Origin of the sequence: Streptomyces sp. CB02056, from assembly GCF_001905545.1 — a bacterium.
GTDB lineage: Bacteria > Actinomycetota > Actinomycetes > Streptomycetales > Streptomycetaceae > Kitasatospora.
Genome location: NZ_LIPD01000005.1, coordinates 56,527 through 82,154, shown reverse-complemented (window position 1 = coordinate 82,154; position 25,628 = coordinate 56,527). Strand labels below are relative to the sequence as shown.

23 protein-coding genes are annotated in these 25,628 nt (G+C 74.0%); 18 read left to right on the top strand and 5 right to left on the bottom strand.

Features of this window, described 5'->3' with window-relative positions:
• Nucleotides 1–278: 278 nt before the first annotated feature.
• Nucleotides 279–1,673: a COG1470 family protein gene (locus AMK13_RS15635; protein ID WP_198959358.1), complete on the bottom strand. Its 1,395-nt coding sequence runs from the start codon at nucleotides 1,671–1,673 to the stop codon at nucleotides 279–281.
• Between the two features lie 215 nt (nucleotides 1,674–1,888).
• Between AMK13_RS15635 and AMK13_RS15630 the strand changes: the two genes are divergently transcribed.
• Complete coding sequence (locus tag AMK13_RS15630; RefSeq protein ID WP_079272162.1) at nucleotides 1,889–2,626, top strand: response regulator transcription factor; 738 nt, start codon at nucleotides 1,889–1,891, stop codon at nucleotides 2,624–2,626.
• 55 nt (nucleotides 2,627–2,681) lie between these two features.
• Here the strand turns inward: AMK13_RS15630 and AMK13_RS15625 are convergent, their stop codons facing one another.
• The 3 genes from AMK13_RS15625 to AMK13_RS15615 are packed head-to-tail and all read right to left on the bottom strand — an operon-like array spanning nucleotide 2,682 to nucleotide 4,154.
• A complete protein-coding gene (locus tag AMK13_RS15625) occupies nucleotides 2,682–3,047 on the bottom strand; it encodes a VOC family protein (protein WP_074002714.1) in 366 nt (121 codons plus the stop codon).
• 25 nt (nucleotides 3,048–3,072) lie between these two features.
• A complete protein-coding gene (locus AMK13_RS15620; RefSeq protein ID WP_074002713.1) occupies nucleotides 3,073–3,294 on the bottom strand; it encodes a DUF397 domain-containing protein in 222 nt (73 codons plus the stop codon).
• Nucleotides 3,291–4,154, bottom strand: coding sequence for a helix-turn-helix domain-containing protein (locus tag AMK13_RS15615; protein ID WP_074002712.1), 864 nt, complete (start codon nucleotides 4,152–4,154; stop codon nucleotides 3,291–3,293). Before AMK13_RS15615 ends, AMK13_RS15620 begins: the two co-directional genes overlap by 4 nt.
• A gap of 295 nt (nucleotides 4,155–4,449) precedes the next feature.
• Between AMK13_RS15615 and AMK13_RS15610 the strand changes: the two genes are divergently transcribed.
• The 3 genes from AMK13_RS15610 (at nucleotide 4,450) to AMK13_RS15595 (ending at nucleotide 5,820) form a co-directional block, all read left to right on the top strand.
• Nucleotides 4,450–4,818, top strand: a complete 369-nt coding sequence (locus AMK13_RS15610; protein ID WP_074002711.1) for an ATP-binding protein — start codon at nucleotides 4,450–4,452, stop codon at nucleotides 4,816–4,818.
• Nucleotides 4,815–5,078, top strand: coding sequence for a hypothetical protein (locus tag AMK13_RS15605; protein WP_074002710.1), 264 nt, complete (start codon nucleotides 4,815–4,817; stop codon nucleotides 5,076–5,078). Before AMK13_RS15610 ends, AMK13_RS15605 begins: the two co-directional genes overlap by 4 nt.
• A 196-nt stretch (nucleotides 5,079–5,274) precedes the next feature.
• A complete protein-coding gene (locus tag AMK13_RS15595) occupies nucleotides 5,275–5,820 on the top strand; it encodes a hypothetical protein (protein ID WP_198959357.1) in 546 nt (181 codons plus the stop codon).
• Nucleotides 5,821–5,963: 143 nt separating this feature from the next.
• Here the strand turns inward: AMK13_RS15595 and AMK13_RS15590 are convergent, their stop codons facing one another.
• Nucleotides 5,964–6,899: an alpha/beta hydrolase gene (locus AMK13_RS15590; protein WP_074002708.1), complete on the bottom strand. Its 936-nt coding sequence runs from the start codon at nucleotides 6,897–6,899 to the stop codon at nucleotides 5,964–5,966.
• A 70-nt stretch (nucleotides 6,900–6,969) separates the two neighbouring features.
• On the opposite strand from AMK13_RS15590, the gene AMK13_RS15585 reads away from it, so the two are divergent.
• The 14 genes from AMK13_RS15585 to AMK13_RS15525 all read left to right on the top strand — a co-directional run bounded on the left by AMK13_RS15585 (nucleotide 6,970) and on the right by AMK13_RS15525 (nucleotide 25,579).
• On the top strand, nucleotides 6,970–7,446 hold the full coding sequence (locus AMK13_RS15585; RefSeq protein WP_074002707.1) for a MarR family winged helix-turn-helix transcriptional regulator: 477 nt from the start codon (nucleotides 6,970–6,972) through the stop codon (nucleotides 7,444–7,446).
• A gap of 90 nt (nucleotides 7,447–7,536) precedes the next feature.
• Nucleotides 7,537–8,067 carry a GNAT family N-acetyltransferase gene (locus AMK13_RS15580; RefSeq protein WP_074002706.1) on the top strand — a complete coding sequence of 177 codons (531 nt, stop codon included), beginning with the start codon at nucleotides 7,537–7,539 and terminating at the stop codon, nucleotides 8,065–8,067.
• 44 nt (nucleotides 8,068–8,111) lie between these two features.
• Entirely contained in the window at nucleotides 8,112–9,803 is a 1,692-nt protein-coding gene (locus tag AMK13_RS15575; RefSeq protein ID WP_074002705.1) for a DUF885 domain-containing protein, read from the top strand.
• 184 nt (nucleotides 9,804–9,987) lie between these two features.
• Entirely contained in the window at nucleotides 9,988–13,248 is a 3,261-nt protein-coding gene (locus AMK13_RS15570) for a DUF11 domain-containing protein (protein ID WP_074002939.1), read from the top strand.
• The gene (locus tag AMK13_RS15565; RefSeq protein ID WP_074002704.1) at nucleotides 13,245–13,955 is read left to right on the top strand and encodes a DUF4255 domain-containing protein; all 711 of its coding nucleotides are present in this window, start codon (nucleotides 13,245–13,247) and stop codon (nucleotides 13,953–13,955) included. Before AMK13_RS15570 ends, AMK13_RS15565 begins: the two co-directional genes overlap by 4 nt.
• Nucleotides 13,952–16,066: an ATP-binding protein gene (locus AMK13_RS15560; protein WP_079272160.1), complete on the top strand. Its 2,115-nt coding sequence runs from the start codon at nucleotides 13,952–13,954 to the stop codon at nucleotides 16,064–16,066. Before AMK13_RS15565 ends, AMK13_RS15560 begins: the two co-directional genes overlap by 4 nt.
• Nucleotides 16,067–16,265: 199 nt before the next feature.
• On the top strand, nucleotides 16,266–17,798 hold the full coding sequence (locus AMK13_RS15555; protein WP_074002703.1) for a phage tail sheath family protein: 1,533 nt from the start codon (nucleotides 16,266–16,268) through the stop codon (nucleotides 17,796–17,798).
• A gap of 83 nt (nucleotides 17,799–17,881) precedes the next feature.
• On the top strand, nucleotides 17,882–18,322 hold the full coding sequence (locus tag AMK13_RS15550; RefSeq protein WP_049660364.1) for a phage tail protein: 441 nt from the start codon (nucleotides 17,882–17,884) through the stop codon (nucleotides 18,320–18,322).
• Entirely contained in the window at nucleotides 18,319–18,804 is a 486-nt protein-coding gene (locus AMK13_RS15545; RefSeq protein WP_074002702.1) for a hypothetical protein, read from the top strand. Before AMK13_RS15550 ends, AMK13_RS15545 begins: the two co-directional genes overlap by 4 nt.
• Entirely contained in the window at nucleotides 18,801–18,959 is a 159-nt protein-coding gene (locus tag AMK13_RS44065; RefSeq protein ID WP_181970396.1) for a DUF6760 family protein, read from the top strand. Before AMK13_RS15545 ends, AMK13_RS44065 begins: the two co-directional genes overlap by 4 nt.
• 2,912 nt (nucleotides 18,960–21,871) lie before the next feature.
• Nucleotides 21,872–22,477 carry a hypothetical protein gene (locus tag AMK13_RS42860; protein WP_143204545.1) on the top strand — a complete coding sequence of 202 codons (606 nt, stop codon included), beginning with the start codon at nucleotides 21,872–21,874 and terminating at the stop codon, nucleotides 22,475–22,477.
• A gap of 103 nt (nucleotides 22,478–22,580) precedes the next feature.
• Entirely contained in the window at nucleotides 22,581–23,006 is a 426-nt protein-coding gene (locus AMK13_RS15535; RefSeq protein WP_049657629.1) for a phage tail protein, read from the top strand.
• A gap of 60 nt (nucleotides 23,007–23,066) precedes the next feature.
• On the top strand, nucleotides 23,067–23,804 hold the full coding sequence (locus tag AMK13_RS15530; protein ID WP_049657627.1) for a CIS tube protein: 738 nt from the start codon (nucleotides 23,067–23,069) through the stop codon (nucleotides 23,802–23,804).
• Nucleotides 23,801–25,579, top strand: coding sequence for a VgrG-related protein (locus AMK13_RS15525; protein ID WP_074002700.1), 1,779 nt, complete (start codon nucleotides 23,801–23,803; stop codon nucleotides 25,577–25,579). Before AMK13_RS15530 ends, AMK13_RS15525 begins: the two co-directional genes overlap by 4 nt.
• Nucleotides 25,580–25,628 lie beyond the last annotated feature (49 nt).

Genomic DNA, 25,628 nt, shown 5'->3' with positions numbered 1-25,628 from the left:
ACAGACACCGAACGCCGGTCCCCGCCCAACCAGGGCGGGGACCGGCGTTCGGCTTTTTCGGAGCGGGACACCCAGAACCGCTCGTGGGGGCGGCCCGGTTGCCCTCAGGGACCAGGCGGGTTGCCCTCAGGGGCAGATCACAGCAGGTTACGGGCGGGTCGGTTTGGTTCGGACGGGTGCACGATGCAACAGTGTCCGTCGGGTATTGACATGGTCACGAGACGTGAGGGGGACGTGGGGGAGGAGCGGGAATTCGGAGACGAACGGCCTGGAAACGCTCAGTTTCCTTGCCGGATGTCGCTCAGGGTCCCGCTGACGTTGAGGAGTTCGTGGCACGTGGGCGCCTGCTTGCCCGAGGCCGGGGTGCCCGGCACCTCGCAGGTCACGTTCGCGGTCACGGCCTGGTCCTCGGGGACCTGGAGGGGAGTCACCCAGTGGTAGTCCTGGTTGCGGAAGGTCTCCAAGGCGATCGTGGTGATGGTCGTGTTGCCGGCCATGATGGTCACCAGCCCCTGGTCGCCCTGGAAGTTGGCGACCACGAGGTCGGTGATGTCGAAGACCTTGCCGTGCGGCACCTGGTAACTGCCGGTCTTGGCGGTTCCGGTCTCGGTCACGACGTCGATCGCGGCAGAGCTCTGCTGGCCGGTCCCCGGCACCGCCAGGCCGCCCGGACCGCCCTGGCTGCCCGGGCCGGTGGTCGGCTTCCCGGCGCCCGGCTTGGTCTGGCCGCCCGGGGTGCTCCCGGTGCCGGGGCTGCCCGGTGTGTCACCGGCCGGAACGCCGGCGGGCGGGGCCGGGGTGGCGATCTGCTGGGCGACGGCCTTCTCGGCCGCCTGCTTGGCGGAGCTGCGCACCGCCGGGCGGACCAGGGCGAACCAGGCCAGCAGCAGCGCGATCAGTGCCGCCAGCAGCGCGAGCAGCCACTTCGGGAAGATCGGCAGCTGGAGGAACTCGCCGTCCAGCAGCGGCTTCTGGACGGGCGGCTGTGCGGCCTCCGGCGCCTTCTCCTCCTTCGCGTCCTTCCCGTCCTTGCCGGGCTTGCCGTCCTTCGCGTCCTTGCCGTCCGCCCGCTCCTCCGGACCCACCGTCACCTCGAACGGCCAGGTCGCCTGCTTGCCGAACCAGATCAGCTTGCGGGTGCGCGCCTGCACCCGCACCTCCCCGGACTCGCCGGGCTCCAGCCGCAGCTTCTCCGGCGTGACCCGGAACCGCAGGTCCTCACCGGCCTGCCCCGGAGTGAACGTCACACCGGTCGGAGCGTTGCCGAGGTTGCGCACCGAGGCCCGGTAGCGCCCGCGCAGCCAGCCGCGGCGACGGCGCGGGGCCAGCGCGGCCTGAAGCTCCTGGAACGGCGTCACGGTGACCGTGGCCTCCGGCACCGTCACCAGGTCGGGGCGCTCGACCGGCAGCACCCGGATGCCGAGCGGGAACTCGCCGGCCCGGGTGGCGGGGGAGCGCGGCGGGGCCAGCCGGACCGTCACGGTCTCGGAGGTCCCCGGGTACAGCGAGACCCGGGCCGGCTCCACCTTCGTCCAGCCGGCACAGTCGCCGACCACCTCGAACGTGTAAGCCTCGACGATGTCGAGGTCGTTGCGGACCGTCAGGGTCGTGGTGGCCACGCCACCGGGGGCCACCGTGAGTGCTGGCAGGCCGAGTTCGGCGGATGTGGTCATAGCGTGACGGTAGGGCCGTACCGCGCCGGAGAAGAGGGCCGTACGGGCAAGCTGGGGGCCACACCCCTTGCCCGTACGGACCGACCGGAGACCCCGCCCGGTCCCGTCGCGGGCCCGGCCCGGCTCCACGTGACCCGCCCCCAAGCCCCCGGCCGGCACCGCCCCGCGGCGCCCGGCCGTCACCCTCGCAGGCACTTGCAGAATGGAGCAGTTCGATGACGTCGACCGATACAACCCGTGAGGAAGCCGTCACAGCCCGCCGCACCACGGTGGCACCGAAGCCCGCCGGCGCCGCCGTCCCGCGCGTACCCGCCCAACTCCGCGGCAGGCCCAGCCAGGTGCGGGTGGCGGTCTACGCGGAGGACCTCATCCTGCAGACCGGCGTGGTCCAACAGCTGCGCCAGCGGCCCGAGGTCGTCCTGCTGAACGAGAGCGAGGCCGGGCAGGCCGAGGTCTCCCTGCTGGTGGTCGACGCGCTGACGGAGACGGTGACCGAACACCTGCGGCGGCTGCGCCTCGCCACCACCGGCCGGATAGGCCTGGTGGTGGGGCACTTCGAGGCCGGCGGGCTGCAGACCATCGTGGAGAACGGGGTCGCCGCCGTGCTGCGCCGCTCGGAGGCCGACCAGGACCGGCTGGTGAACCTCATCACCGCCCTGGCCAACGGGGAGGGCGTGATGCCCGGCGACCTGCTCGGCGAACTGCTCGACCGGATCGGCATCCTCCAGCGCACCATGCTCGACGGGCGCGGCCTGACCCTCTCGACGTTAACTGCACGGGAGGCGGAGATGCTGAAGCTGGTGGCGGAGGGCTTCGACACCAGCGAGATCGCCGCCAAGACGTCGTACTCGGAGCGCACGGTGAAGAACGTGCTGCACGAGATCATCACCCGCCTCGGCCTCCGCAACCGGGCCCACGCGGTGGGCTACGCCATGCGGCGCGGGCTGATCTAGCGGCAATGACGGTGCCCCGCCCGGGTGGGCGGGGCACCGCGTGGAGCGGAGGAGTTCACGCGGGGGACATGACCTCGTAGAGGTTCCCGGCTTCGTCGGTGAAGTACAGCCCGCGAGGGCACAACGGGTGGTCGATCCGGCCGTTGCCGGGTTCGCGGGGATCGTCGCCGTAGGGCACCTCGGCCTCGCGGAGCCGGGAGAGGATCCCGTCGAAGGAGGCCGGGTCCACGTCGAAGGCCAGATGATGGCCGACTGGGTCCTCGACGGTCATGAAGTCCAGGGTGAGGGAGTCGTTGACCCGCACCGGCGCGAAGTGCCGGTCGGCGCCCTGGTAGTCGAGGCCCATGACGGAGGCGAAGAAGCGGGCTGCCGCCTCGTTGTCGACGGCCGGAACGATGGTGTGGTTCAGGGATATGGGCATGTGAGCCTGCCTCTCTGTGGGGTGATCAGAGCAGCCCGAAGTCGAACTCGCCGGTGGCGACGGCGGCGAGGAAGGAGGAGTGGGCCGCGCGGTCGAAGGCCAGGGCGGGGCCGGACGGGTCCTTCGAGTCACGGATGTAGGAGACCGGCTCACCCAGGGCGAACTCGACGCAGTTCGTGGACTCATTGCTGTGTGATGACTTGCGCCAGACTGCGGCGATGGTGGCTGCGTTCGGGATGAACGTCATGTGAGCTTGTCTCTCTGTTCGATGATCAGGGCGAGGGAGTCGTCGAGGCCCAGAGCATCCGCTCGGATGGCGTCGAACTTCGCCGAGTACAGCGCCACATCGGCGGCGTCCTCGACCCAGAGGTCGTTCAACGCGCCCTCCACGAGGACGACGTCGAGATCCTGCCGTTGCGGAAATCCGAGGATGGAGAAGGCACCGCCCATGCCATGGTGCGCAGGTGCACCAATGGGCATCACCTGGATCTTGACGTTGGGCTGGCTTGCTCTGTCGGCGATCCTGGCGAGTTGCTCAGCCATGACCTTCGGTCCGCCGACTCCGGACCGGATTGCGGCTTCGTTTATCACTGCCCACAGCGCGAGCGGTTCGGCTCGGGTCAGCGCGCTCTGGCGTGCCATGCGGACATCGACGAGTGCCTCGACGTTGACTCCAGGGCGGAGAGTGAGCTTCCTGATGATCTCGCGCGCGTAGGCGGGAGTCTGAAGAAGACCTGGGATGAAGAAGCCTTCGTAGGAGCGCATCGATGAGGCGCTTGCCTCCAACGAGATGAGGTTGCCAAGCGGCTCTCCGATGTCAGCGCTGTAGCTTTGCCACCACATTCCGCGCTGTGCGCCGCGCTTGGCCAGATCCACGAGCGCGTTGATCAACTCGTGGTCCTCGCACCGGTAGAGGGCGAGGAGTCGCTTGACGTCATCGACCTTGGTGGCACCCCGGCCGTTTTCAAGGCGGGACAGCTTCGGCTGGCTCATCCCGCTCAGCGCTTCGGTGACTTCCTCATGCGAGAGGCCGGCTTCCTCTCTCCGGCGGCGGAGTTCGGCCCCGAGTTGCCTCCGCCGAACCGTCGGACCTGTTGCTCCGCCCATCCCCGCCCTCTCTGAGCTTCAGTGGACCAGTCTGCCTTCCCGGCGGGCACGTTCGCCACCGGCTATGGCCACTGTAGGGGCCCTGCTGGGCGTTCGATTTGAATATATCCAAAACATCATGACGAGTTGCCAAACACAGACGCCTGGCCCCATGCTGTGTGTGACGGGCTGCACACTGACAGCAATTGCTGGATGCTTCGTCGTGTGCACACGTCGCGATCGCACTCCGGGTCGACTCCCCTGACTGATCATCGGTCGCTCGGAGTCATCTCTCGACTCCCATGGAGGTTTCTTCGTGTCTCCCCTTGGACTCCCCCCTGACTGGTCGGCCGCGCGCGAAGAGTTGCGCGAGCTCACGGCGCGCGCCGGGTGGGACGCCGACCTGGTCGCCGATGCCGAGGTCGCGCTCCTCGAACTGTTCGTCAATGCCTGGCGCCACGGCGGCAGTGCGGCGCCGCTCGTCGTCATCGCGCTGCTCGACCACGTGCTCCGGGTCTCGGTCAGCGACGGCAGCCCCATCGTCCCGATCCGGCGGGACGGCTCCGACCTCCTCGCCGTCTCCGGCCGGGGCCTGCGTCTCGTCCGCTCGCTCACCGACCGCTTCGGCACGGAGTCCCGCAAATCGGGCAAATCCGTCTGGTTCGAGCTGGACGCCGCCGCGTGACCGCCGACCACCGCCGCCCGACCGGGCCGGCCGACGCGATCATGCGCACCTACACCGAGCCGGAGGTCGCCTCCCTGCTCGACGAACTCCAGGAGCGGGGCCGCAAGTTCGGCCTCCTCTGGCCCGGCGCGGCCACGGACCACGTCGGGGTCGACGGCCGCGTCTCGGTCCGCTTCGGCACGGCTCCCGCCAGTACCGTGCTCAACCTCCTCGCGATCCTCCGGCACTACGACAGGACCGAGGCCCCGTGCGACTCCTGATCGACCTCGCCCTTCCCCTTCTCCTGCTCCTCGCCATCGCCGTCGTCGGCCGCGGCGCGGTCGCCGTCCTGCGGATGCCCCACCGCCCGGATGAACGCGCCGCAACTCCCAGCCCTGGCCGAGACCGCCAACCGGTGGCCTGAAGCCCGACCCGCCCACGCCGCCCGGCCGGACCCGCCGGGCGGCATGGGCGTGCGTGCAGGAAGTAGGCCCGGCCGACTTCCTGCGCATGGTGCTGCTCGGGTTGAACTCGGAATGCCGGTCGTCCAGTTGTCGTGAGGCCCAGCCGGTAGGTTCTCGGATCCTGTGCCAGTTCCTGACCATGCTGGGCGGGGGCGGGGCATCGCCTTTCTATGGCCTGCTGCCTTTGCAGTCATGTCGGCTCTTCACGATGGACCCTCACGGGGAGCCCGGCCGCCCTCGGGGGTTCACGTTTGCCGGCGGCCCGTCTCACCGAAGTGACCTGTTCCTGCACATCATCGAGGCGGGGTGCTCCGACCTGGTGCTTCTCGGCATCACAGGTCCCCTGGCGGGCCGCGTCGTCACCGGAAACGCTGACGGCTTCTGGGGCCCCAACGTCTCGTCGGCCACGGACTTCCTGGCCTGGTACGAACGCTGGCTCGACCACATGCTCGCCGGGCGCGACAACCGCAACCTGGAACTGACCTCACCCGCCCTGAGGGCGCCGGTCGACCGCATCGAGAGGCGGCACCGCGATCGCGAGGATCTGTCACAACTGTGAGGATCCGAAGCTGCGCCATCCGGCCGAGACCGGGGACGGAGTCACAGGTCGCATGGTTGCCCGTATGACACGGAGGCCGAGAACCTTCACAACCATGACGGCCGGGCCGGGTCGCGACCGTACGGACCGGAGGGCTCCGAGCTCTACCGGGCCGACCCGGCCGCGGTGCCGGACTTCCGGACGTGCTGTGCAAGGAAGAGGGCCGCGCGGTCCAGAGCCCGGTCGGCCTCGTCGAGCACGCCGGCGAAGGACTGGAACACGTGGGGTACGTCGGCGGTGATGTCGAGGACCACGTCCACTCCGGCCGCGCGGGCGCGGGCGGCCATACGGGTGGAGTCATCCAGGAGCAGTTCGTTGGTGCCCGCCTGGAGGAGCATCGGCGGGAAGCCCGTCAGGTCGGCGAGGACGGCGGGGCTGAGCAGGGGCTGGTGCGGGTCGGCTCCCGCCAGGTACATGGCCCCGGTGTGTTCCAGGTTCTCGCGGGTGAAGATCGGGTCGATGCCCGCCTTGGTGTCCATGCTCTCGCCCGTCCTGGTGGCGTCGAGGCCGGGGGAGAAGGCCACGATCGCGGCGGGCAGCGGGAGGCCGGCGTCGCGGGCGGCGAGGCAGGTGGTGACGCTGAGGCCGCCCCCGGCGGAGTCCCCGGCGAACGCGATGCCGGCAGGGTCCTCGCCGCTGTCGAGGAGGGCGCGGTAGGCGCCCAGCGCGTCCTCGATCCCGGCCGGGAACGGGTGCTCGGGGGCGAGCCGGTAGTCCAGCGAGTACGCCCTGAACCCGGTCCTGGCCACGAGGTTCCCCGTCAGCGACATCGCCGTCTCGGGGGAGCCGGACACCCAGCCGCCGCCGTGGAAGTACAGGATCGTCCCGGTGCGTGTCCCCTCGCCCAGCTCGTCGCCCGGCTCGACGTACAGCGCCGGTCGGTCGCCGAGCGTCGTCCGCGTGGTGCGAAGGCCGTCCGGGACGATCATCCGGGCCATCAGCGCTTCGAATCCGACCCGGATCTCCTCGACCGACTGGGGGCCGTCGGGCCGGGGCTGCCGCAGCATCGCGTCGACCTGTGCGCGCTGTTCCTTGCTCATGGTGGCTGCTCCTGTCGCAAGTGGCTTCTTCGGCACTATATGCCGAGGCATCTAACGTAGACTATATGCCATGGCATCTAAAGTGACCGGCGAGACGGTCGACCTCCCGAGCTTCTTCGCCGACCTCGTCCGATGCGAGACGCGCCTGTACAACGCCCTCAACGACCGTCTCCGCGAGCGGCACGGGATCGTCACGTCCCAGTTCGAGTTCCTGCGCCACCTCCGCGACCACCCCCGGGCGCGGGTGGCGGACCTGGCGGCCGAGTTCGCCGTCGGCATCGGGTCCACCAGCAAGGGCGTCGACCGCCTGGAGCGGCAGGGCTGGGTCGCCCGCGTGCCGAACCCCTCGGACCGCCGGTCGTCACTGCTGGAACTGACCGACGACGGCCGTCAGTTGGTCGACGCGGCGGAAGGGACCTTCACCGAGCGCCTGGCCGAGCTGACCGCGGACGCGCTCAAGACGTCCCCCGTGGCGGCCGCCGCGCAGGCCCTCGCGGAGCTGCGTTCCGCCCTGGAACGCGACCAGATCGGCATGCCCACGGGCTGAGGCCGTCGACCGGCCCGGGCGCGGTGAGGGGCGGTGCCCGGTCGGGAAAATCACTGGCCGCCGCTTGCCGACGGTGGTCATACTGCCGCGATGGATCCAGTGACGCTTGAGACCGACCGTCTGCTGCTCCGGGCCTTCACGCCCGCCGACGTGGACGCGGTGTACGAGGCCTGCCAGGACAAGGACATCCAGTTCTTCACCCCGGTGCCGGTGCCCTACCGGCGTGCGGACGCGGAGCACCTGGTCGGCGAGCGGCTGCCCGCCCAGTGGGCGGAGGACAAGGACTACACCCTCGGCGCGTTCCGCAAGGACACCGGAGCCCTGGCCGGCCTGTACGGCCTGAGCCTCAGGCGGCGCGGCGTCTGGGAGCTCGGCTACTGGGCGGTCAAGGAGCAGCGCGGACGCGGGTACTCGGTGGAGGCCGCCCGGGCCCTGTGCGACTGGGGCTGGGCCACGATCGACGTGCACCGCATCGAGTGGTGGGCCATGGTCGGGAACACCGGCTCGCGTGCCGTCGCCGAGAAGCTCGGCTTCACCGTCGAGGGGACCCTGCGCAACCGTGACTACGCCAACGACGGCCAGCCGCACGACTGGTGGGTGGGCGGGCTGCTGAGGCCCTGACACCCGGGCGGCGGTGTGTTCTGACGGTGCGCCAGGATGGCCGCATGGCAGATGAAAAGATCACCCCGCGCACCATCGCCGACCACCACCTCGACCAGGTGGCCGCACACGACCCGCTGGAGGCCGCCTGGTTGGGCCTGCACCCCGGCGACGAACGGCAGCCGGACCTCTCCCCGGAAGGGTTCGAGGCACTCGCCGACATCGCCCGGCGCACCCTCCGTACGCTCGACACCGCACCCGTCACCGAGGACCCCGCCGACCGGGCCTGCGCCCGGCTGCTGCGGGAGCGCCTCACCGCCGAACTCGCCCTGCACGACGCGGGCGAGAACTTCCGCCAGTTGCGCAACATCGGCGCGCACGTGCACCACGTGCGGGAGATCTTCACCTACATGCCGACCGTCACCGACGACGACTGGGCGGCCGTGGCCGGACGGCTGCGCAACGTGCCCGCCGCGCTCGACGGCTACCGGGCGACGCTCACCGAGGGGATGGCCCGGGGCCTGTTCGCCGCGCCCCGCCAGGCGGCCGTGGTGATCGACCAGCTCACCGCCTGGACCGGTGAGGCCACCGACCAGCGGGCGGGCACCGGAGCCGGGTGGTTCGCCGACTTCGTCGCCCCCGGCCCCGACCGGCTGCGCGGCGACCTGGACGCGGCCGCCGGCCAGGCCACCGCCGCCGTCGCCGGGTTCCGCAGCTGGCTGCGCGACAGCTACGCCCCCGCCACCGCCGACACCCCGGACGCCGTCGGCCGGGACCGCTACCGGCTCGCCGTACGCCACCACACCGGCGCCGACGTCGACCTGGACGAGGCCTACGCCTGGGCCTGGAGCGAGTTCCACCGGACGGCCGCCGAGATGCGGGCCGAGGCGGGGCGCGTGCTGCCCGGGGCCGGCGCCCTCGACGCCATGGACCACCTGGAGCGGCACGGCCACCGGGTCGCGGGCGAGGAGGGGATCCGCGACTGGCTGCAGCAGATCATGGACGGGGCGATCGAGGCCCTCGACGGCACCCACTTCGACATCTCCGGACCGGTGCGGAAGGTGGAGTCCCGGATCGCCCCCGCCGGAAGCGCCGCGGCACCGTACTACTCCGGCCCCAGCCTGGACTTCAGCCGGCCCGGCCGCACCTACCTGCCCACGCTCGGCCGGGACGCGTTCCCGACCTGGCAGCTCGTCAGCATCTGGTACCACGAGGGCGTCCCCGGCCACCACCTTCAGCTCGCCCAGTGGGTCGCCGTCGCCGACCGGCTGAGCCGCTACCAGAGCACGCTGGGCATGGTCAGCGCCAACGTCGAGGGCTGGGCCCTGTACGCCGAGCGCCTCATGGACGACCTGGGCTTCCTCACCGACCCCGCCCACCGCCTCGGCTTCCTCGACGAGCAGATGCTGCGCACCATCCGGGTGATCATCGACATCGGCATGCACCTGGGCCTGCCGATCCCCGCCGACTCGGGCTTCCACCCCGGCGAGCGCTGGACCCCGGAGCTCGCCACCGAGTTCATGGCCACCTACAACGGCAGCCCCGCCGACATGCGCGGCAGTGAGATCGCCCGCTACCTCGGCTGGCCCGGGCAGGCCATCGGCTACAAGCTCGGCGAGCGCGCCTGGCTGGAGGGGCGGGAAGCCGCCCGCCGCCGGCAGGGCGCGGCGTTCGACCTCAAGGCCTGGCACATGAAGGCGCTGTCGCTGGGCTCGCTCGGCCTCGACGACCTGGTCGACCACCTCGCCGCACTTTAGGCCGGCGGCGGAGGCCCGCACGGGAAGTCGGCCCGGCCGACTTCCCGTGCACGGCGCCGGCGGTCTGCCCTTTGGGGACAGGAGGTGCTTCCCCCGCCAAGGGTGCCCGGGCTCTGTCCCCGGGCACCCGGGCCCGGGAGACTGCGGGGGAGACCGCCCCTGCAACCTGTGAGGTCGAGCCGTGATCGGCGCCACCGCCACTCCCCGCTCCGCCCGGCGGCCGGCCCGGGCCGCCCTCGCGGCGCTGCTCGCGCTCGCGACGGCCCTGGTGACCCTGGCCGGCGCCGCCCCCGGCGGGCAGGGCGCCGCCGCGGCCCCGGCGGCCGCGGTCGACCCGGCGGCCGGGCGGATCGTCTTCGCCGGCACCGACCACCGCGGCCTCGGCCGGGTGACCGGCATGACGGACAGCGCCCCGTTGTTCGGGCCCGGCCCGATCCACTTCGACCGGGACCCGTCCGCCCGCGGCGGCGAACTCGTCTTCACCAGCCTGCGGGACGGCCCGCTGCCCCAGGTGTACCTGCGCGACGCGGCCGGCGCGGTGCACCGCCTCACCACCGGCATGGACACCGCCCACCCCGCGCTCGCCCCCGACGGCAAGGGCGTCGTCTTCGAGGCCCTGGAGCCCCGGCCCGGCGACGGCGGCACCCGGCACGTCCTGTGGGCCGTCAACCGGGACGGCAGCGGGCTGCGCCGGATCACCGAGGGCGCGGCCGACGAGACCCACCCGACGGTCTCGCCCGACGGCAAGTGGATCGCGTACTCCTGCGACGGCGAACCGTCGCACCGTCAGATCTACCTGCGGCCGTTCGAGGGCGGCGCGCCCGTCAAGGTCACCAGCGTGACCAGCGGGGACGCCGTGGACCCGGCCTGGAACCCGGTGAACGACGACGCCCACCGCAACGAGATCGTCTACACCCGGGACGAGGGCGCCCAGGGCCGCACCCTGGTCCTCACCTCGCCCACCGGCGGAGAGAAGGCCTTCTTCCCCGGCACCGGCTCCACCTGGAAGACCGGCTCGGCCGGCTGGCTGGCCGACGGCAGCGGGGTGCTCTTCCTCAGCGCCGACCTGCTCGACCCCAACGACCCGACCCCGCAGCCCGACCCGTCCCGGCCGCCGGTGGTGAACCTCTACCGGGCGCTGACCTGCAACTGCGAAGCGCCGAAGGTGCTCTACCGCGCCAACCGGCTGATCGCCACGCCGACCTGGCTGGGCACCCAGACCGAGGGCGGCCCCGTCGTCGAGCAGACCAGCGCCTCCGGCGCCAACGTCGCCGACGTCGAGGACGTCCTCCCCGACGGCTCCGACCCGCGCGACCTCGGCATCAGCGTGCTCCGCGAGGACCCGGCCGCCGCCGACAACACCAGCACCGACCCGGGCGCCGACCCGCTGTTCCATCCCCGCCCCGGCTTCGACCCCTGGTACGAGCGCCAGACCTACACGCCCGACGGCCGCCGGATCGTGGTCACCCGCTACGAGGACGGCCCGGCCGGGCGGATCCAGCGGATCTGGACCGCCGACGGCGACGGCGCCGACCCGCAGCCGATGAACCTCGCCGGACGCGGCCCGAACGACCGCGACACCGACCCGTCGATCTCCCCGGACGGCCGGCTGATCGTGTTCAGCCGCAGCACCCCGGCCACCGGCCAGGACCCGGCCCGGCCCGGGCGGGTGCTGGTCGCCGAGGTCGCCACCGGGAAGATCGTCGGCACCGTCCAGCCGCCGGCCGGCCAGCAGGGCGCCTCCGACGGCCAGCCGTTCTGGTCCCCCGACGGCAAGCTGATCGCCTTCTCCCGGACCGCGGTGGTCAACGGGAACGCCGGCAACCTGCACGTCTGGACCGTCACCGCCGACGACCTCACCCGGCAGACCGACCTCAGCCGGACGGCCTGCCCGGGCAGCTGCGACGTCATCGACGACAGCCCCGCCTTCGCCCCCGACGGCCGCCGCATCGCCTTCAACCGCAAGGCCGGTGACGGCGGGAACAACCAGCAGGACGGCATCGTCGTCACCTCGCCGACCGGCGAGGACTGCACGGTGGTCGTGCCCACCGGGCTCGGCCAGGGCGCCTGCACCCGGCCGCTGCCCGACCGCCCCACCACTGGGCCCTTCCAGCCCCGCGACGTCGCCTGGACGGCGAACAGCGCGCAGCTGGTCCTGACCTCCCGCCGCGCCGCGCCGCCGAACTCACCGGAGGGGCTCAAGGTCTACGACTTCGCCAGCGCGAAGCTCACCGAACTCGACTGGCGGCTGCCGGGCCGCCAGAAGGAGCCGGCCGTCCAGCAGTCCGTCGACCTGGCGGTCAGCGTGCCCGAGCGGACCCCGGCCGTCCCCGTCGACGGCAGTACCGAGGTGACCGTCACCGTCACCAACAAGGGCCCCGCGCCCTCACCCGGCACCGCCCTCACCGTCTCGGTGCCGACCGGTGCCCGGCTCGACAAGCTGACCACCCCGACCGGGACGTGCGACGCGGCCGCCCTGCGCTGCGAACTCGGCACCCTGACCCCGCGCCAGGTGGTCCGGATCAAGGCCACCCTGGTCGGCACCCAACCCGGCGTCCCGGACTTCGGCTGGACCGTCACCGGGACGGTCGTCGACCCGTACCCCGACGACGACTCCGCCCGGACCTTCCTACCGGTGCTGGAACCGTCGACCCCCTCGCCGAGCCCGACCCCGACCCCCTCGCCGACCGCGACGCCCACCCCGACACCCACACCGACCCCGACGCCCACACCCACCCCGACCGCCACACCCAGCCCCGCACCGCCGCCGCCCCCGGCGCCCGCCCCGGCCCCGCCGCCGCAGGCCGGCCCCGACATCACCGTCGGCGCCCAGCCCAACCCCGGCTACGTCGGCGGCCGCGTGACCGTCAGCTACACCGTGCGCAACACCGGCCAGGCCCGCGCCACCGGACTGCGCCTCACCCTCGGCCTGCCCGCCGGCGTGCCCACCGGGGCCCTGCCCCCCGGCTGCCGCAACGGCACCTGCACGGTGAGCGACCTGGCCCCGGGCCGCAGCGCGGTCGTCCGGGTGGTGCTCTCACCCGTCGCGGCGCTGGACACCACCATCACCGCCGAGCTCACCACCACCGGCACCGACGCCACCCCCGGACCGCACCGGGCCGGCACCCCGCTGCGCATCCTCCAGCCCCGCATCGTCGCGGTGCCGCCGATCGGCAAGCCCGGCTTCGTCACCTCGGTGCGCGGCGTGGACTTCCCGCCCGGCGCACCCGTCCGGTTCACCTGGCAGCCCGGCATCACCGCCGAGGCCGCCCCCACCCGCCCGAAGGGCGACGGGACCTTCGCCGGCCAGCTGCTCATCCTCCCCAAGGACGAGACCGGGCCGCGCACCATCACCGCCGAAGGCCCCGGATTCTCCCCGGTGACCTGCCCCTTCCTCGTCGTCGAGGGCAGCATCGGCCCGCCCGGGGAGGTGGAGCGCCGGTGATCCACGAGGTCGACGAGGCGCTGCGGCAGCTGCTCGCCGAGACCGGGCTGCCCGAACGAGGCATCGAAGTCGTCTTCGACGCCCCCACCCGGGACTTCGCCGCCCGGCGCAACGCCCCCACCGTCAGCGTCTTCCTGTACGGGCTCCGCGAGGACACCGGCCGCCGACAGGCCGGCACCGTCGCGGAGCACGACGCGGACGGCCTGGTGACCGGCCACCGCCCCGCGCCCCGCTGGTTCGAGCTGGCCTACCTGGTCACCGCCTGGACCAACCGGCCGCAGGACGAGCACCGGCTGCTCGCCGAGGTGCTGCAGTGCCTGACCGCCACCGACACGCTGCCCGCCCGGCTGCTCACCGGCACGCTCGCCGAACTCGGACTGACCGTCGGACTGGACATCGCGGGACGCGACACCGGCCTGCCGTCGGTGTCCGACGTCTGGTCCTCGCTCGGCGGGGAGCTGCGGCCCTCCGTCGACCTGCGGGTGCTCGCCCCGCTGCCCGGCGGACGCACCCCGGCCGGACCGCCCGTCACCGAGGGGCTGGTGCTGCGTGCCGGCGACACCACCCCGGCGGGCCCGCCGCCCGCCGACGGCCCGGGCCGCCGGCTGCGCTACCAGGACGCCACCGACCCCGGACCGGACGGCTTCGCCGCGCCCCGCGACCGCGGGCTGCCGCCCGGCCGCCGGCCTAGGGGCAGGGCGCGATGAGCGTGGACCTGGACGAGGGGCAGGACGCTGTGAGTGTCGACCTGGACGAGGCGGTCGACGGTGCGCCGCCCGGCCACGACCACCTCTGGGAGCGGCTGCACCGGGTCGAGCAGCGGGTCCGCGCCGCGGTGCGCGAACGCCGCGCCGACGACCCCGACCCGGACGACCCGTACCGCGGCCAGTACCTCGGCCCGGACGCGGTGGAGCGCATCCTGGCGGCCTCCGCCACCGTGCACCGCGCCGCCGCGGACCCCGGCGACGGGCCCGCGCCGCCGCCCGGCTCCCGGCTCGGGCGGCTCACCGCCGCCTTCGGCCTGCTCCCGGTGGACCTCGACCTGCTGCTGGTGGCGCTCGCCCCCGACCTCGACTCCCGCTTCGAACAGCTCTACGGCTACCTCAACGACGACCTGACCCGCCGCCGGGCGACCATCGGCCTGGCCCTCGACCTGTGCGGACTGCCCGGCGCCGGCGCCGGCCGCTTCCGGTTCTCCGCCCGGTCCCCGCTGGTCGCCGGCGGCCTGCTGGAGATCACCGAGCCGGACCGCCCGCTGCTCTCCCGCACCCTGCGCGTCCCCGACCGGGTGACGGCCCACCTGCTCGGCGACGACGAGCCGGACGGCGCGCTCGCCGGGCTCGCCCACCGCGCCGGTCCCGGGCCCCGCCTCCAACGGCCGGACGAGCGGCTGCGCGCGCTGGCCGCCGACGGCGGACTGGTGCACCTGCTGGACCGGGGCGGGCACGCCGGCCCGCTCGCGGTGGCCGCCCTCGCGGCCGACGGCCCGCCGCCGCTGGTGGTCGACGCCGCCGCGCTCGCCGCCCGCCGGCCGGAGGGCACCGTCCGGGTGCTCGCCCGCGAGGCGCGGCTGGGCGGGGGCGGCGTGGTGCTCGGACCGCTGGACCGGCTCGAACCCGAACGGCCCGAGCGGGCCGCGCTGTTGCGCGAGCTGTGCGCGGAACTCGACGGCGTCCCGCTGGTCGTGCACGGCCCCCAGGTCTGGGACCCGGCCTGGGCGGCGCGGAGCCCCGTGGTGGTCACCGTCCCGCCGCCGGAGGAGCACGACCGCGCCGGGCAGTGGGCCCAGGCGCTGGGCGGGCAGCCGGGCGGCGAGCTGAGCGAGGACCTGGCCGAGGCCGTCGCCGCGTACCGGCTGGACCAGGAGCAGGTGGCGCGCGCGGCCTCGGTGGCGGCCCGGACGGCGGCCGCCGAACGCCGCCCGGTGCGGGCCGAGGACCTGCGGACGGCGGTGCGGGCGCAGAACGGCGCGGGCCTGGCCCGGCTCGCCCGCCGGATCGAACCCGCGGTCGGCTGGTCCGACCTGGTGCTGCCCGCCCCCACCGCGGGCCGGCTGCGCGAACTCGTGCTGCGGGCCCGGCACCGCGACCAGGTGCTCGGGAGCTGGCGGATGCGCCCGGGCGGCGGCCGGGGCAACGGGGTGGTCGCCCTGTTCGCCGGGGAGTCCGGCACCGGCAAGACGATGTCCGCCGAGGTGGTCGCCGCCGAACTCGGCATGGAACTGTACGTGGTGGACCTCGCCACCGTGGTGGACAAGTACATCGGCGAGACCGAGAAGAACCTGGAACGCATCTTCACCGAGGCCGCGCAGGTCAACGGCGTCCTGCTGTTCGACGAGGCCGACGCGCTGTTCGGCAAGCGCTCGGAGGTCAAGGACGCCCGAGACCGCCACGCCAACGTCGAGACGGCCTACCTGCTCCAGCGGATGGAGTCCTTCGACGGCATCGCGGTGCTGACGTCCAACCTGCGGGCCAACCTCGACGAGGCGTTCACCCGCCGGCTGGACGTCATCGCGGAGTTCCCGCTCCCGGACGAGGCGCAGCGGCGCCGGCTCTGGGACCGCTGCCTGGGACCGCTGGTGCCCCGCGGCGACGACCTCGACCTGGACTACTGCGCCCGGAACTTCGAGCTCACCGGCGGCTCCATCCGGGCCTGCGCCGTCTCCGCGGCCTACCTGGCCGCCGGGACGGGTGCCCCGCTGGGCATGGCCCAGCTGGTCTCCGCGGTGGTCGGCGAGTACCGCAAGCTCGGCCGGCTGGTGCTGGCGAGCGAGTTCGGGCCGTGGCTGGGCGTCCTCGGCGACGCGGGGCACGGCTGAGCACCTCACGCGTGGCCGGCGGGCACGGCCGAGCACTTCCGGGGCGGCGGAGGCCGGTGGGTACGTACGGCGGTGTCCGCCGGGGGCAGCGGCATTGCCCCCGGTCCGGCACCTGGGGACATGTCCCCAGGTGCCGCCCGGGCAGCAGACTCGGGGGCGAATGACCGGCGAAAATGCAGGGCCAGCCGAAGGAGCGCGTATGCCGTCGTACCTCACCCCGGGCGTGTACGTGGAGGAGGTCCAGTCCGGTGCCCGGCCGATCGAGGGCGTCGGCACGGCCGTCGCCGCGTTCGTCGGCTTCGCCGAGACCGGCCCCTTCCACGAGCCCACACTGGTGACCAACTGGGACCAGTACGTCCAGCGGTTCGGCGGCTTCACCGAGGGCACCTACCTGGCCCACTCGGTGTACGGCTTCTTCGCCAACGGCGGCGGCTCCGCCTACGTCGTGCGGGTCGGCGACCCGGCCCGGCGGACGCCCGGCGCCGCCCCCGCCGTCACCGCGGCCCCGCCGGTCGAGATCGCCGGCTTCCTCTTCTCCGCCCTGCCCGGCGCGGGCGGCGAGGTGTCCGTCGAGGTCGTCGACGCGGAGGGCGAGAACGTCCCCGACGACCGGTTCCGGCTGCTGGTGCGCCGGGGCGCCGAGGTCGTGGAGACGTACGACGTCTCGACCCGCAAGAGCACCAAGGGCTACGTCGTCACCCAGCTGCGCGAGTCGAAGCTGGTCGCCGTCGCCGAACAGCCCGGCACCGCGCCGAGCCGCCCCGAGCGCCGCGGTCACGCCCTGGCCGCCGCGCCCGCGCCCGCCGCGGCCCCGGCCGGCCGGCTCGACCCCGCCGAGTACGTCGGCGACGCCGCCGCCCGGACCGGCTTCGGCGGCCTGGAGGCGATCGACGAGATCACCATGGTCGCGGTCCCCGACCTGATGAGCGCCTACCAGCGCGGCGACCTCGACGACGAGGGCCTGCGCACCGTCCAGCTGGCGGTGATGTCGCACTGCGAGCAGATGGGCGACCGGATCGCCGTCCTGGACCCGCCGCCCGGCCTCAACGCCCAGCGGATGCGCACCTGGCGCAACGACGAGGCGGGCTTCGACTCCCGCTACGCCGCGCTCTACTACCCGTGGATCAAGGTGTTCGACCCGGCGAGCGGCCGCAACGTGCTGGTCCCGCCGAGCGGCCACGTCGCCGGGGTGTGGGCCCGCAGCGACGCCGAGCGTGGCGTGCACAAGGCGCCCGCCAACGAGGTCATCCGCGGCGCGGTGGACCTGGAGCTGCGTCTCAGCAAGGGCGAGCAGGACCTGCTGAACCCGATCGGCGTCAACTGCGTCCGGGCGTTCCCCGGGCGCGGCATCCGGATCTGGGGCGCTCGCACCCTCTCCTCCGACCCGGCGTGGCGCTACCTGAACGTCCGCCGGCTGTTCAACTACCTGGAGGAGTCCATCCTCCTGGGGACCCAGTGGGTGGTCTTCGAGCCCAACGACGACCGGCTGTGGTCCAGCATCCGCCGGAACATCACCGCGTTCCTCACCGAGGAGTGGCGGCGCGGGGCCCTGTTCGGCCAGACCGCGGCCGAGGCCTTCTACGTCAAGTGCGACCGCGACAACAACCCGCCGGAGTCCATCGACCTCGGCCAGGTGATCTGCGAGATCGGCGTCTCCCCGGTGAAGCCCGCGGAGTTCGTGGTGTTCCGGCTGTCCCAGTTCTCCGACAGCACGAGCCTCGTCAACGAATGACCGGCCGGCTCGGTCGGCACCACCCCTCCGTGCCGCTCCTCGGCACCCTCGGCACCCCTCGCATCGGAAGGTGACACAGACCCATGGCTGAAGGCGATCCGCTCTCCACACACATATTCGGCGTCCAACTCGGCGGCTACAACGTCGAGTCCGTCAAGGAGATCAGCAACCTGACGGTCGAACAGGACGTCGTCGAGTACAAGCAGGTGACCCAAGAGGGCAAACTGATCGTCCGCAAGCAGCCCGGTGCCCGGCTCCCCGGCGAGGTGACCATCACCCGCGGCCTGGACAAGAGCGGCGCGTTCACGGACTGGATCAAGGAGACCCTCAACAACGGGGCGATCAACACCGCGCGGCAGAACCTCACCATCGAGGTCAAGGACACCACCGGTGCCACCCTGCGGCGCATCCAGCTCCTCAACGCCTGGGCAAGCCGCTGGGAGGGCCCGACCCTCAGCGCCGGCGAGTCCAGCGCCGCCACCGAGACCGTGACCATCGTGTTCGAGGAGATTTCGGTCGAGTGAGGCGCAAGATCGGCCTGGAGGAGCTGCTGGAACGGGCTCCGGCCCCTCAGAACACCGCGCCGCAGCAGCAGGCCCCGGCGGCAGCGGCGGCGGCGCAGCCCCGGGGGCGGGTGCCGCACACCGAGTTCGAGTTCGAGCTGCCGATCGGGTACGTGGACGACGACGGCACCGTGCACCGGCACGGTGCCATGCGCCTGGCCACCGCCCGTGACGAGCTGATGCCGCAGATCGACCTGCGGGTCAAGGAGAACCCGGCCTACCTCAGTGTGGTGCTGCTCAGCCACGTGATCACCCGGCTCGGCGACCTCACCGACGTGCACGCCGGGATCGTCGAGCGGATGTACGCCACCGACGTGGCCTTCCTCCAGGACCTCTACCAGCGGATCAACAGCGAAGGCCACACGCGCGCCGCGGTGACCTGCCCGCACTGCGACGGCGCCTTCGAGGTCGACCTCGCCGGTGGGCGCCTGGGGGAATCGTGACGTACGCGCCTGCTCGGCTGTACGAGGAGATCGCGTACATCGCGTACCACTTCCACTGGCAGCGGGAGGACATCCTCGACCTGACCCACCGCGAACGCGGGCAGTGGGTCAGGGAGATCGCCCGGCTCAACACCCGCATCAGCGAAGGCGGGTGAGCCGGGTGGGGCTTCGGGACTGGATCGGCCGGCGTCGGGGCGGCGGCGGCGACGCCGCTGTCGGCGATAGCGGTGCTGACGGCGCGCCTGGCGGTACGGGCGAGGTCGTTCAGCGGCGACCGGCGGCCGGGGACGGGGGCTGGCGCGCGGTCGCGCCGCTGGTCCCGACCCTGGCCGGGCCGGGCCACGGCGTCAGCGACGGCCTGAGGTTCCGGTCCCGGCTCAGCGCGTGGCAGGACCCCTCGCTCTGCGGGCCGCTCGGCCACGCGGTCCTCCCGACCGCGCCGGCCGGCATCCTGCGGGCGGTGGCCGGGCCGGGCTCTCCGGCGCCCGTCCGCACGGGCGGGGACGAGCTCGTCGTGCCGGTCCTCCCGAGGGAGTCCGGGGCGGAAGAGCCCGTGGAGAGCGGGGAGCCGGCGACGGCCCGGCAGGCCCGGCCGGTCCAGCGGTCCGTCCGGCTGCGGCGGCTTCCGGTGCGCTCGGGGCCACGTCCGGCACGTACGGGCAAGGCCGACGGCGGTTCGCCGGGGCCTGCGGCCACGGCAGCCGGTTCGGCGGAGCACGGTGAGCCGAAGTCCGGTGGGGTGCGGGGGAGTTCGCCTCGTCCTGCGGTGTCGGCGAATGATGCCGGGACGCCCGGTGGGTCGGCTCCTGCCGGGGTGACGCCCGCTGCGGGCGCCGCCTCCTCGCGTCCCTACGGGGCCGAGCGTCCGGTCCGTCCGCGTTCCGTCAGCGCACCGTTGACCGTCGCGCGGCGCCCCCGGGCCCTGCCCGTGCGCCCGGTGACGGCCGTCCCGGGGGCGGTCGGCAGGCGGGATGCCGTCGCCGAGCCGTCGAGCCGGGCCACGGAGGCGCCGCCGCCACTCGCGGAGGCGACGGCCGCACCCGCCGACGGCTCGCGGCCGTCCGCGAACCCCGAGGCTGTCGTACGGACGTCGCCGGGTGCCGCCGCTGCGCCCGCGCGAAGTGCGGGGAGCGAAGGGGTGGTCCAGCGTGCCGCCGTGTCGGGTGGTGGCGCGGCCGCCCGCCCGGTCCTCGGCGCACCCCTGACCGCGCTGCCCGCCAGCGCCTCGCCCCTGGCCACCGGCGGCCCCCGGGCCGTTGACGCCCCTTCGGGTGCGCCGGCCATGCCCGTTGTCTCCGCCGCTGACCCGGGGCCCACCGGCTCCGAGGCGGGCGGGACCGATGGTGCCCGGCCGTCCGGCGGCGGGGGCCGTGACGCCGCCACCACCCCTGCCCGCCGTGCCCGTACGGCCGCCGGGTCGGGGAACTCGGCACCGGTGCGGCCCGACCGTGGGTCCGCCGGGAGCGCATCCGTCCAGCGCGCGCCGTCCGGGACCGGCGCGCCCGCACCCTCGTCGTCGCCGACCCCGGGTCGTGCCGCGTCGGCTCAACCCGGTTCGGCCCCTGCCCGCAGGGGTGGGACCGCCGAGGGCACGTCTGTTCAGCGCGTTCCGTCCTCGCCGACTTCCGGTCGTGCCGCGCCAACCCAGACCGGTTCGGCCCCCGCCCGCAGGAGCGAGGCCGTCGAGGGCGCGTCCGTCCAGCGTGCGACGTCCGCGCCCGCGCCGTCAGCACCGGTTCCCGGTCGTGCCGCGTCGGCTCAGCCTGACCCGGCCTCCACCCGTCGGGGCGGGACCGTCGAGGGCACCACGTCCGCGCCCGCGCCGTCAGCGCCGACCCAATTCGACCCGGCCCCTGCCCGCAGGAGCGGGACCTCCGAGGGCACGTCCGTCCAGCGTGCGACGTCCGCGTTCGCGCCGTCAGCGCCGACCCAGCCCGACCCGGCCCCTGCCCGGACGCGCGGGGGCCTGGGCGCGCCGCTCGACGCGCTGCCGCCGACGGCCGCCGTGGCGGGGGGCGCCGCTCCCTTGCTCGGCGGGCGCCGACCGGTCCAGCGGATCACGCCTCCGGCGGCAGGCCAGGCCGTCCCTGCCGTCACCTCGACGGTGACCGGTGAGGGGCTGCCCGTGCAGCGCGCCGTCGGGCAGCCCGGCGACAGCCCGGCGGAGCCCAACTCCCTGTCCCGGAGCGGTGATGGCGGACGATCGGCGGGTTCGACCAGCCCGGCTGCCGGCACCCACGGTGCGCACCCGCAGGGGGAACACAGCCATCGCGGACCGGCCGCCGGACGCCCGGCGGCCTCCGACACCCGGCAGGGGACGACGGGCACCGCCGCCGCCTCGCCGTCCGGCGGCGGCCCGGAGCGGCGGCCGGGTACCTCCGCGCAGCCGATCGTCCCCGGCGCCCGGCCCCGCCCTGCGGGCGCCGCGCCCGCAGGTGGCAGCGGCCAGGTGGTTCCCGTGACGGTTCCCGCACGTCCGGCTTCCGGCGGTCTGGGCGTGCAGCGCGCCGTCCAACTCATCGGCCAGCGGCGCGGGTTGCTCGGCGATCGCCGGATGACGGTCGCCCTCGCCACTCCGCCGGCGCCGCCCGCGACCGGCACCTCCGCGCCCACCGGCGCGGGCACGGCGCCCGCCAAGCCCGTGGTCCCGGCCGTCTGGCCCAACGCGCTCGCCTCCCGTACGGACGGCGGAGCGGCGGCCGCGCCGGCCGCGGGTGCTCCGCAGCACGCGCGTGCGCAGGTGCGGCGCCCGTCGGGCACCGGGGACGGCAGCGGCACCGCCGCCAGGACGTCGGCCCCACAGGCGGGCCCGGCGAGGTTCGGCCCCCCGGCGCGGTTCAGCGCCCCGGGAGCGGCCGGCTCCGATGCGGGGTCGTCGCGCGGGGTCGTGGCTGCCGTGCAACGCGCGTTCTCCCGGCGGTCGTCGGACCGGGCCGCGGAGCACCCGTCAGCGCAGGCAGGCACCGGTCCGACCGCAGCCGGACCCGCGAACCCCTCGTACGCCTTGCCCGACCGACCCCGTGAGGTGGTCCCGAACCCGAGCGCCCCGGCGTTGCAGCGTTCCGCCATGCCGACGTCGGCAGGCCGCCCGAGCCCCGGCGCCCCCGGTACGGCGTCCACGACGGCGGCGGCGACCGCCCCACGCCCGCCGGTCGTCCGGCTCAGGCCCGTGATGGCCGCGCCGGTCCAGCGCCTCCCGGCGACGTCCCGGCCCCCGCAGCCGTCCCCGGCGCAGCAGCCCGCCGTCCCGGCCGCCACCGGGCCCTCCGGCGCACCCGCGCTCGTCGTGTCACGGGCCCTGCCCGCCGGGCACGCCACCACCGCCACCAGGGCCGCCAACGCCGCGCCCGCCCCGCCCGCCCCACCTTCGCCCGCCACGGCGCGGCTGTTGCAGCGGGTGGCCGAGCAGAACGGCCTGACCGGGGTGCCGCTGACCGCCGTACCGGCGCGTACGCCCACCACGGTGCAGCGCGCAGCGCCGTCCCCGGCCGCCTCGACCGCCGCGACCACCCCGGGGAGCGCCCCCGGCGGACCGCCCGCCGCGTCGTCCGCCGACCCCGCCGACCTCGACGAACTGGCCCGGCGGCTGGTCGAACCGGTCGGCCGGCTGCTGCGCACCGAGTTGCGCAGGGGCCGGGAGCGCGGCGGCAAGCCGTACGACCTGCGCCGCTGAGCGCGGAGCCGGAAACGCACACCAGAACGACGCGCACCAGCCGGACGGCCGCCAGCAGGCCGCGACGACGTGACCGGAAGCAAGGGAGCAGGGAGCCGAACCGATGACCGACACCATCTTCGCGACCAGTGTGTTCTTCAGCCTGACCATCGGCGGCAACGACCTGGGTGAGTTCACCACCTGCTCGGGACTCGGCGCCCAGGTCGAGATCGAGCAGTACGCGGAGGGCGGCAACAACGGCTTCGCCTGGCAGCTGCCGGGCCGCATCACCTGGACGAACATCACGCTGACCCGGGCGGTCACCGCCGATACGACGAAGATCGCCCGCTGGCTGTCCGAGATCGTCCGCAAGGTCGAGCCGAAGGACGGCGAGATCGTGGCGCTGCGGCCGGACCTGAGCCGGATCGTCGGCTGGCAGGTGCTCGGGATCGTCCCGGTGCGCTGGGAGGGCCCGTCCTTCGACCCGGCCAACTCCCAGGCCGCGATGGAGACCCTGGAGATCGCCCACGCGGGCCTGCGCCCCTTCTGACCCGACCACCCGCCTACCCAACCCCCGCCCGACGGCCCGACCCACGGAAGGAGCACCAGGATGTCCCCAGCGGTCCCCGCGAGCGTCACCCGGGCCCAACTGACCATCATGGAGCCACCGTCCACGGTCGGCGCGCAGCCCGGCGGCACGCTCGCGCAGCTCCGGCTCCAGTTCAACCCGGCGACCCTGGTGCTGCGCAAGACCACCGAGTGGCGGCGCACCCCGTCCCGGATGGCGGGCGAGTCCGCGCTGCCCGAGTTCGTCGGCAGCGGTCCGCGCTCGCTCTCCCTCGACGTGTTCCTGGACTCCACCGCGACCCACGACAACTCGGTGGAGCGGGCGGTGGAGCAGCTGATGACGGCCTGCGTGCCCACCCCGGCCAGCCTGGCGCGCAAGACCCCGGCCAGCCCGTGGATCCGGCTGGACTGGGGCACCCTGAAGACCACGTCGTTCAACGGGGTGCTGACCGGCCTCTCGGTCACCTACTCGCTCTTCGACGTCGATGGGAAGCCGCTGCGGGCGGTCTGCTCGCTCACCATCGACGAGGCCAGCGTCGACCCGGCCGGCCAGAACCCGACCTCGGGCTCGCCGGAGGCCCGCAGCACCCACCGGGTGATCGCCGGCGACAGCCTGCCGCTGCTCGCCTGGCGCGCCTACGGGGACGCCACCGCCTGGCGCACCATCGCGGAGGCCAACGACATCGACGATCCGCTGGCGTTGATCCCGGGCGCCGAGCTGATCGTGCCGGGGATCGAGGAGCTCACCCAGAGCGGCTCCGCGCAGGGGGTACGGCCATGACCACGCCCGAGGCCCGCGGCGGCCGCTCCTTCGCCGCCGACCCCGTCGTCGAGGCGCCCGGCCCGCTGCCGCCGATCTGGGCGACCCAGCTGGTCTCCTGCGACATCGAGGAGAGCGTCGGCCTGCCCGACACCGCCGTGCTGTCCTTCCGGGACGCCGACCACACCTTCCTCTCCGCCACCGGCATCACCATCGGCACCCCGCTGAAGGTGTCCGTGGTGACCGTCCAGGGGAACACCCGGGCGCGGCTGTTCACCGGCGAGGTGACGGCGCTGGAGCTGGAGGTGGACACCACGGGCTCGTACACCGTGGTGCGGGCCTCGGCCGTCACCCACCGGCTGATGCGCGGGCGCCGGGTGAAGGCCTTCCGGAACATGACGACCGCCGACATCGTCCGCGAGGTCGCCTCCGGAGCGGGCCTGACCTGCGGGCGGGTCGACTCCTTCCCGGTCGTCCACCAGCAGCTCTCCCAGGCCAATGTCCCGGACTGGGAGTTCCTCCAGTTCCTGGCGCAGGAGAGCGGTGCCCAGGTGCGGGTGGACGACGACGGGAAGCTGGAGTTCGTCAAGCCCGACCCCGCCTCCGGCGCGCCGGCCCCCTCCACCCCCGCGCCGCAGAACCCGCTGGTGCTGGAGTACGGGCGCAACCTGCTGGAGCTGCGCGGTGTGCTGACCGGCGCCGGAGGGGCGGACACCGTCGAGGCGCGCGGCTGGAACGTCACCACCAAGAGCGCCCTGGTCGCCACCGAGCCCGCGGTGACGTCGCAGACCGTGCAGCCGGGGATGAGCCCCTCGGCGGTGACCTCCGCCTTCCCCGGCCGGGCCCGGCTGACCGTCGCCGACACCCCGTACCGCACCCAGGCGGAGACCGCCTCGGTGGCCCGGTCGCTGGCCGCCTCGGTGGCGGCCGGCTTCGGCGAGCTGGAGGTCGTCGCCGAGGGCAACCCGCGGCTGCGGGCGGGCACCGCGGTCGCCCTGGGCAACGTCGGCGCCGCCTTCTCCGGTCGCTACACCGCCACCGGGGTGCGCCACCTGCTCGAACCGTTCCGCGGCTACCGGACCACCGTGGTGGTCAGCGCGGCCCCCGACCGCTCGCTGGCCGGGCTGACCAGCGGCGGCAACGCGCCGCCGCGCGGGCCGCGGATACCCGGCCTGGCCGTCGCCGTGGTCACCGACGTCCGGGAGCCGGGCGGCGGTCAGCGCGGCTGGGTGAAGCTCAAGTTCCCCTGGCTGGACGACACCTACGTCTCCGACTGGGTGCGCACCGTGCAGTGGGGCGGCGCCGGCGGCGGCGGGGTGGTCAGCCCCGAGGTCAACGACGAGGTGCTGGTCGGCTTCGAGCAGGGCGACCTGGACAGCCCGTACGTGCTGGGCGGGCTCTACAACGGCGTGGACCGGCCCTCCCCGCACGACGTGCCGCTGGTCGACACGGGCTCCGGCAAGGTCAACCGCCGTTCCGTGGTGTCCCGTTCGGGCCACCGGATGGAGCTGCTGGACGTGCCGGGCGGCAAGTCCGGCGTCCGGCTGGCGAGCGGCGACGGCAAGCTGGAGGTCAAGCTGGACCAGCAGCGCGGCGAGATCGTGCTGACCGTCCACGGCCTCGGCGGCGCGGCCGGCAGCACCGTGCGGCTCTCCCCCTCCGGCATCACCCTGGACGCGGGCACCGGCACGGTGGACGTGCGCGGCGGATCGGTCACCGTCCGCGGCACGACGGCGGTCACCGTGGAAGGAGGCGCCGAGGCGGTGCTCAAGGGGGCCATCGTCCGGATCAACTGACGTATCGTCACAGAGAATTGGCAGTAGACGAGTGCCCCACGACCAGCGG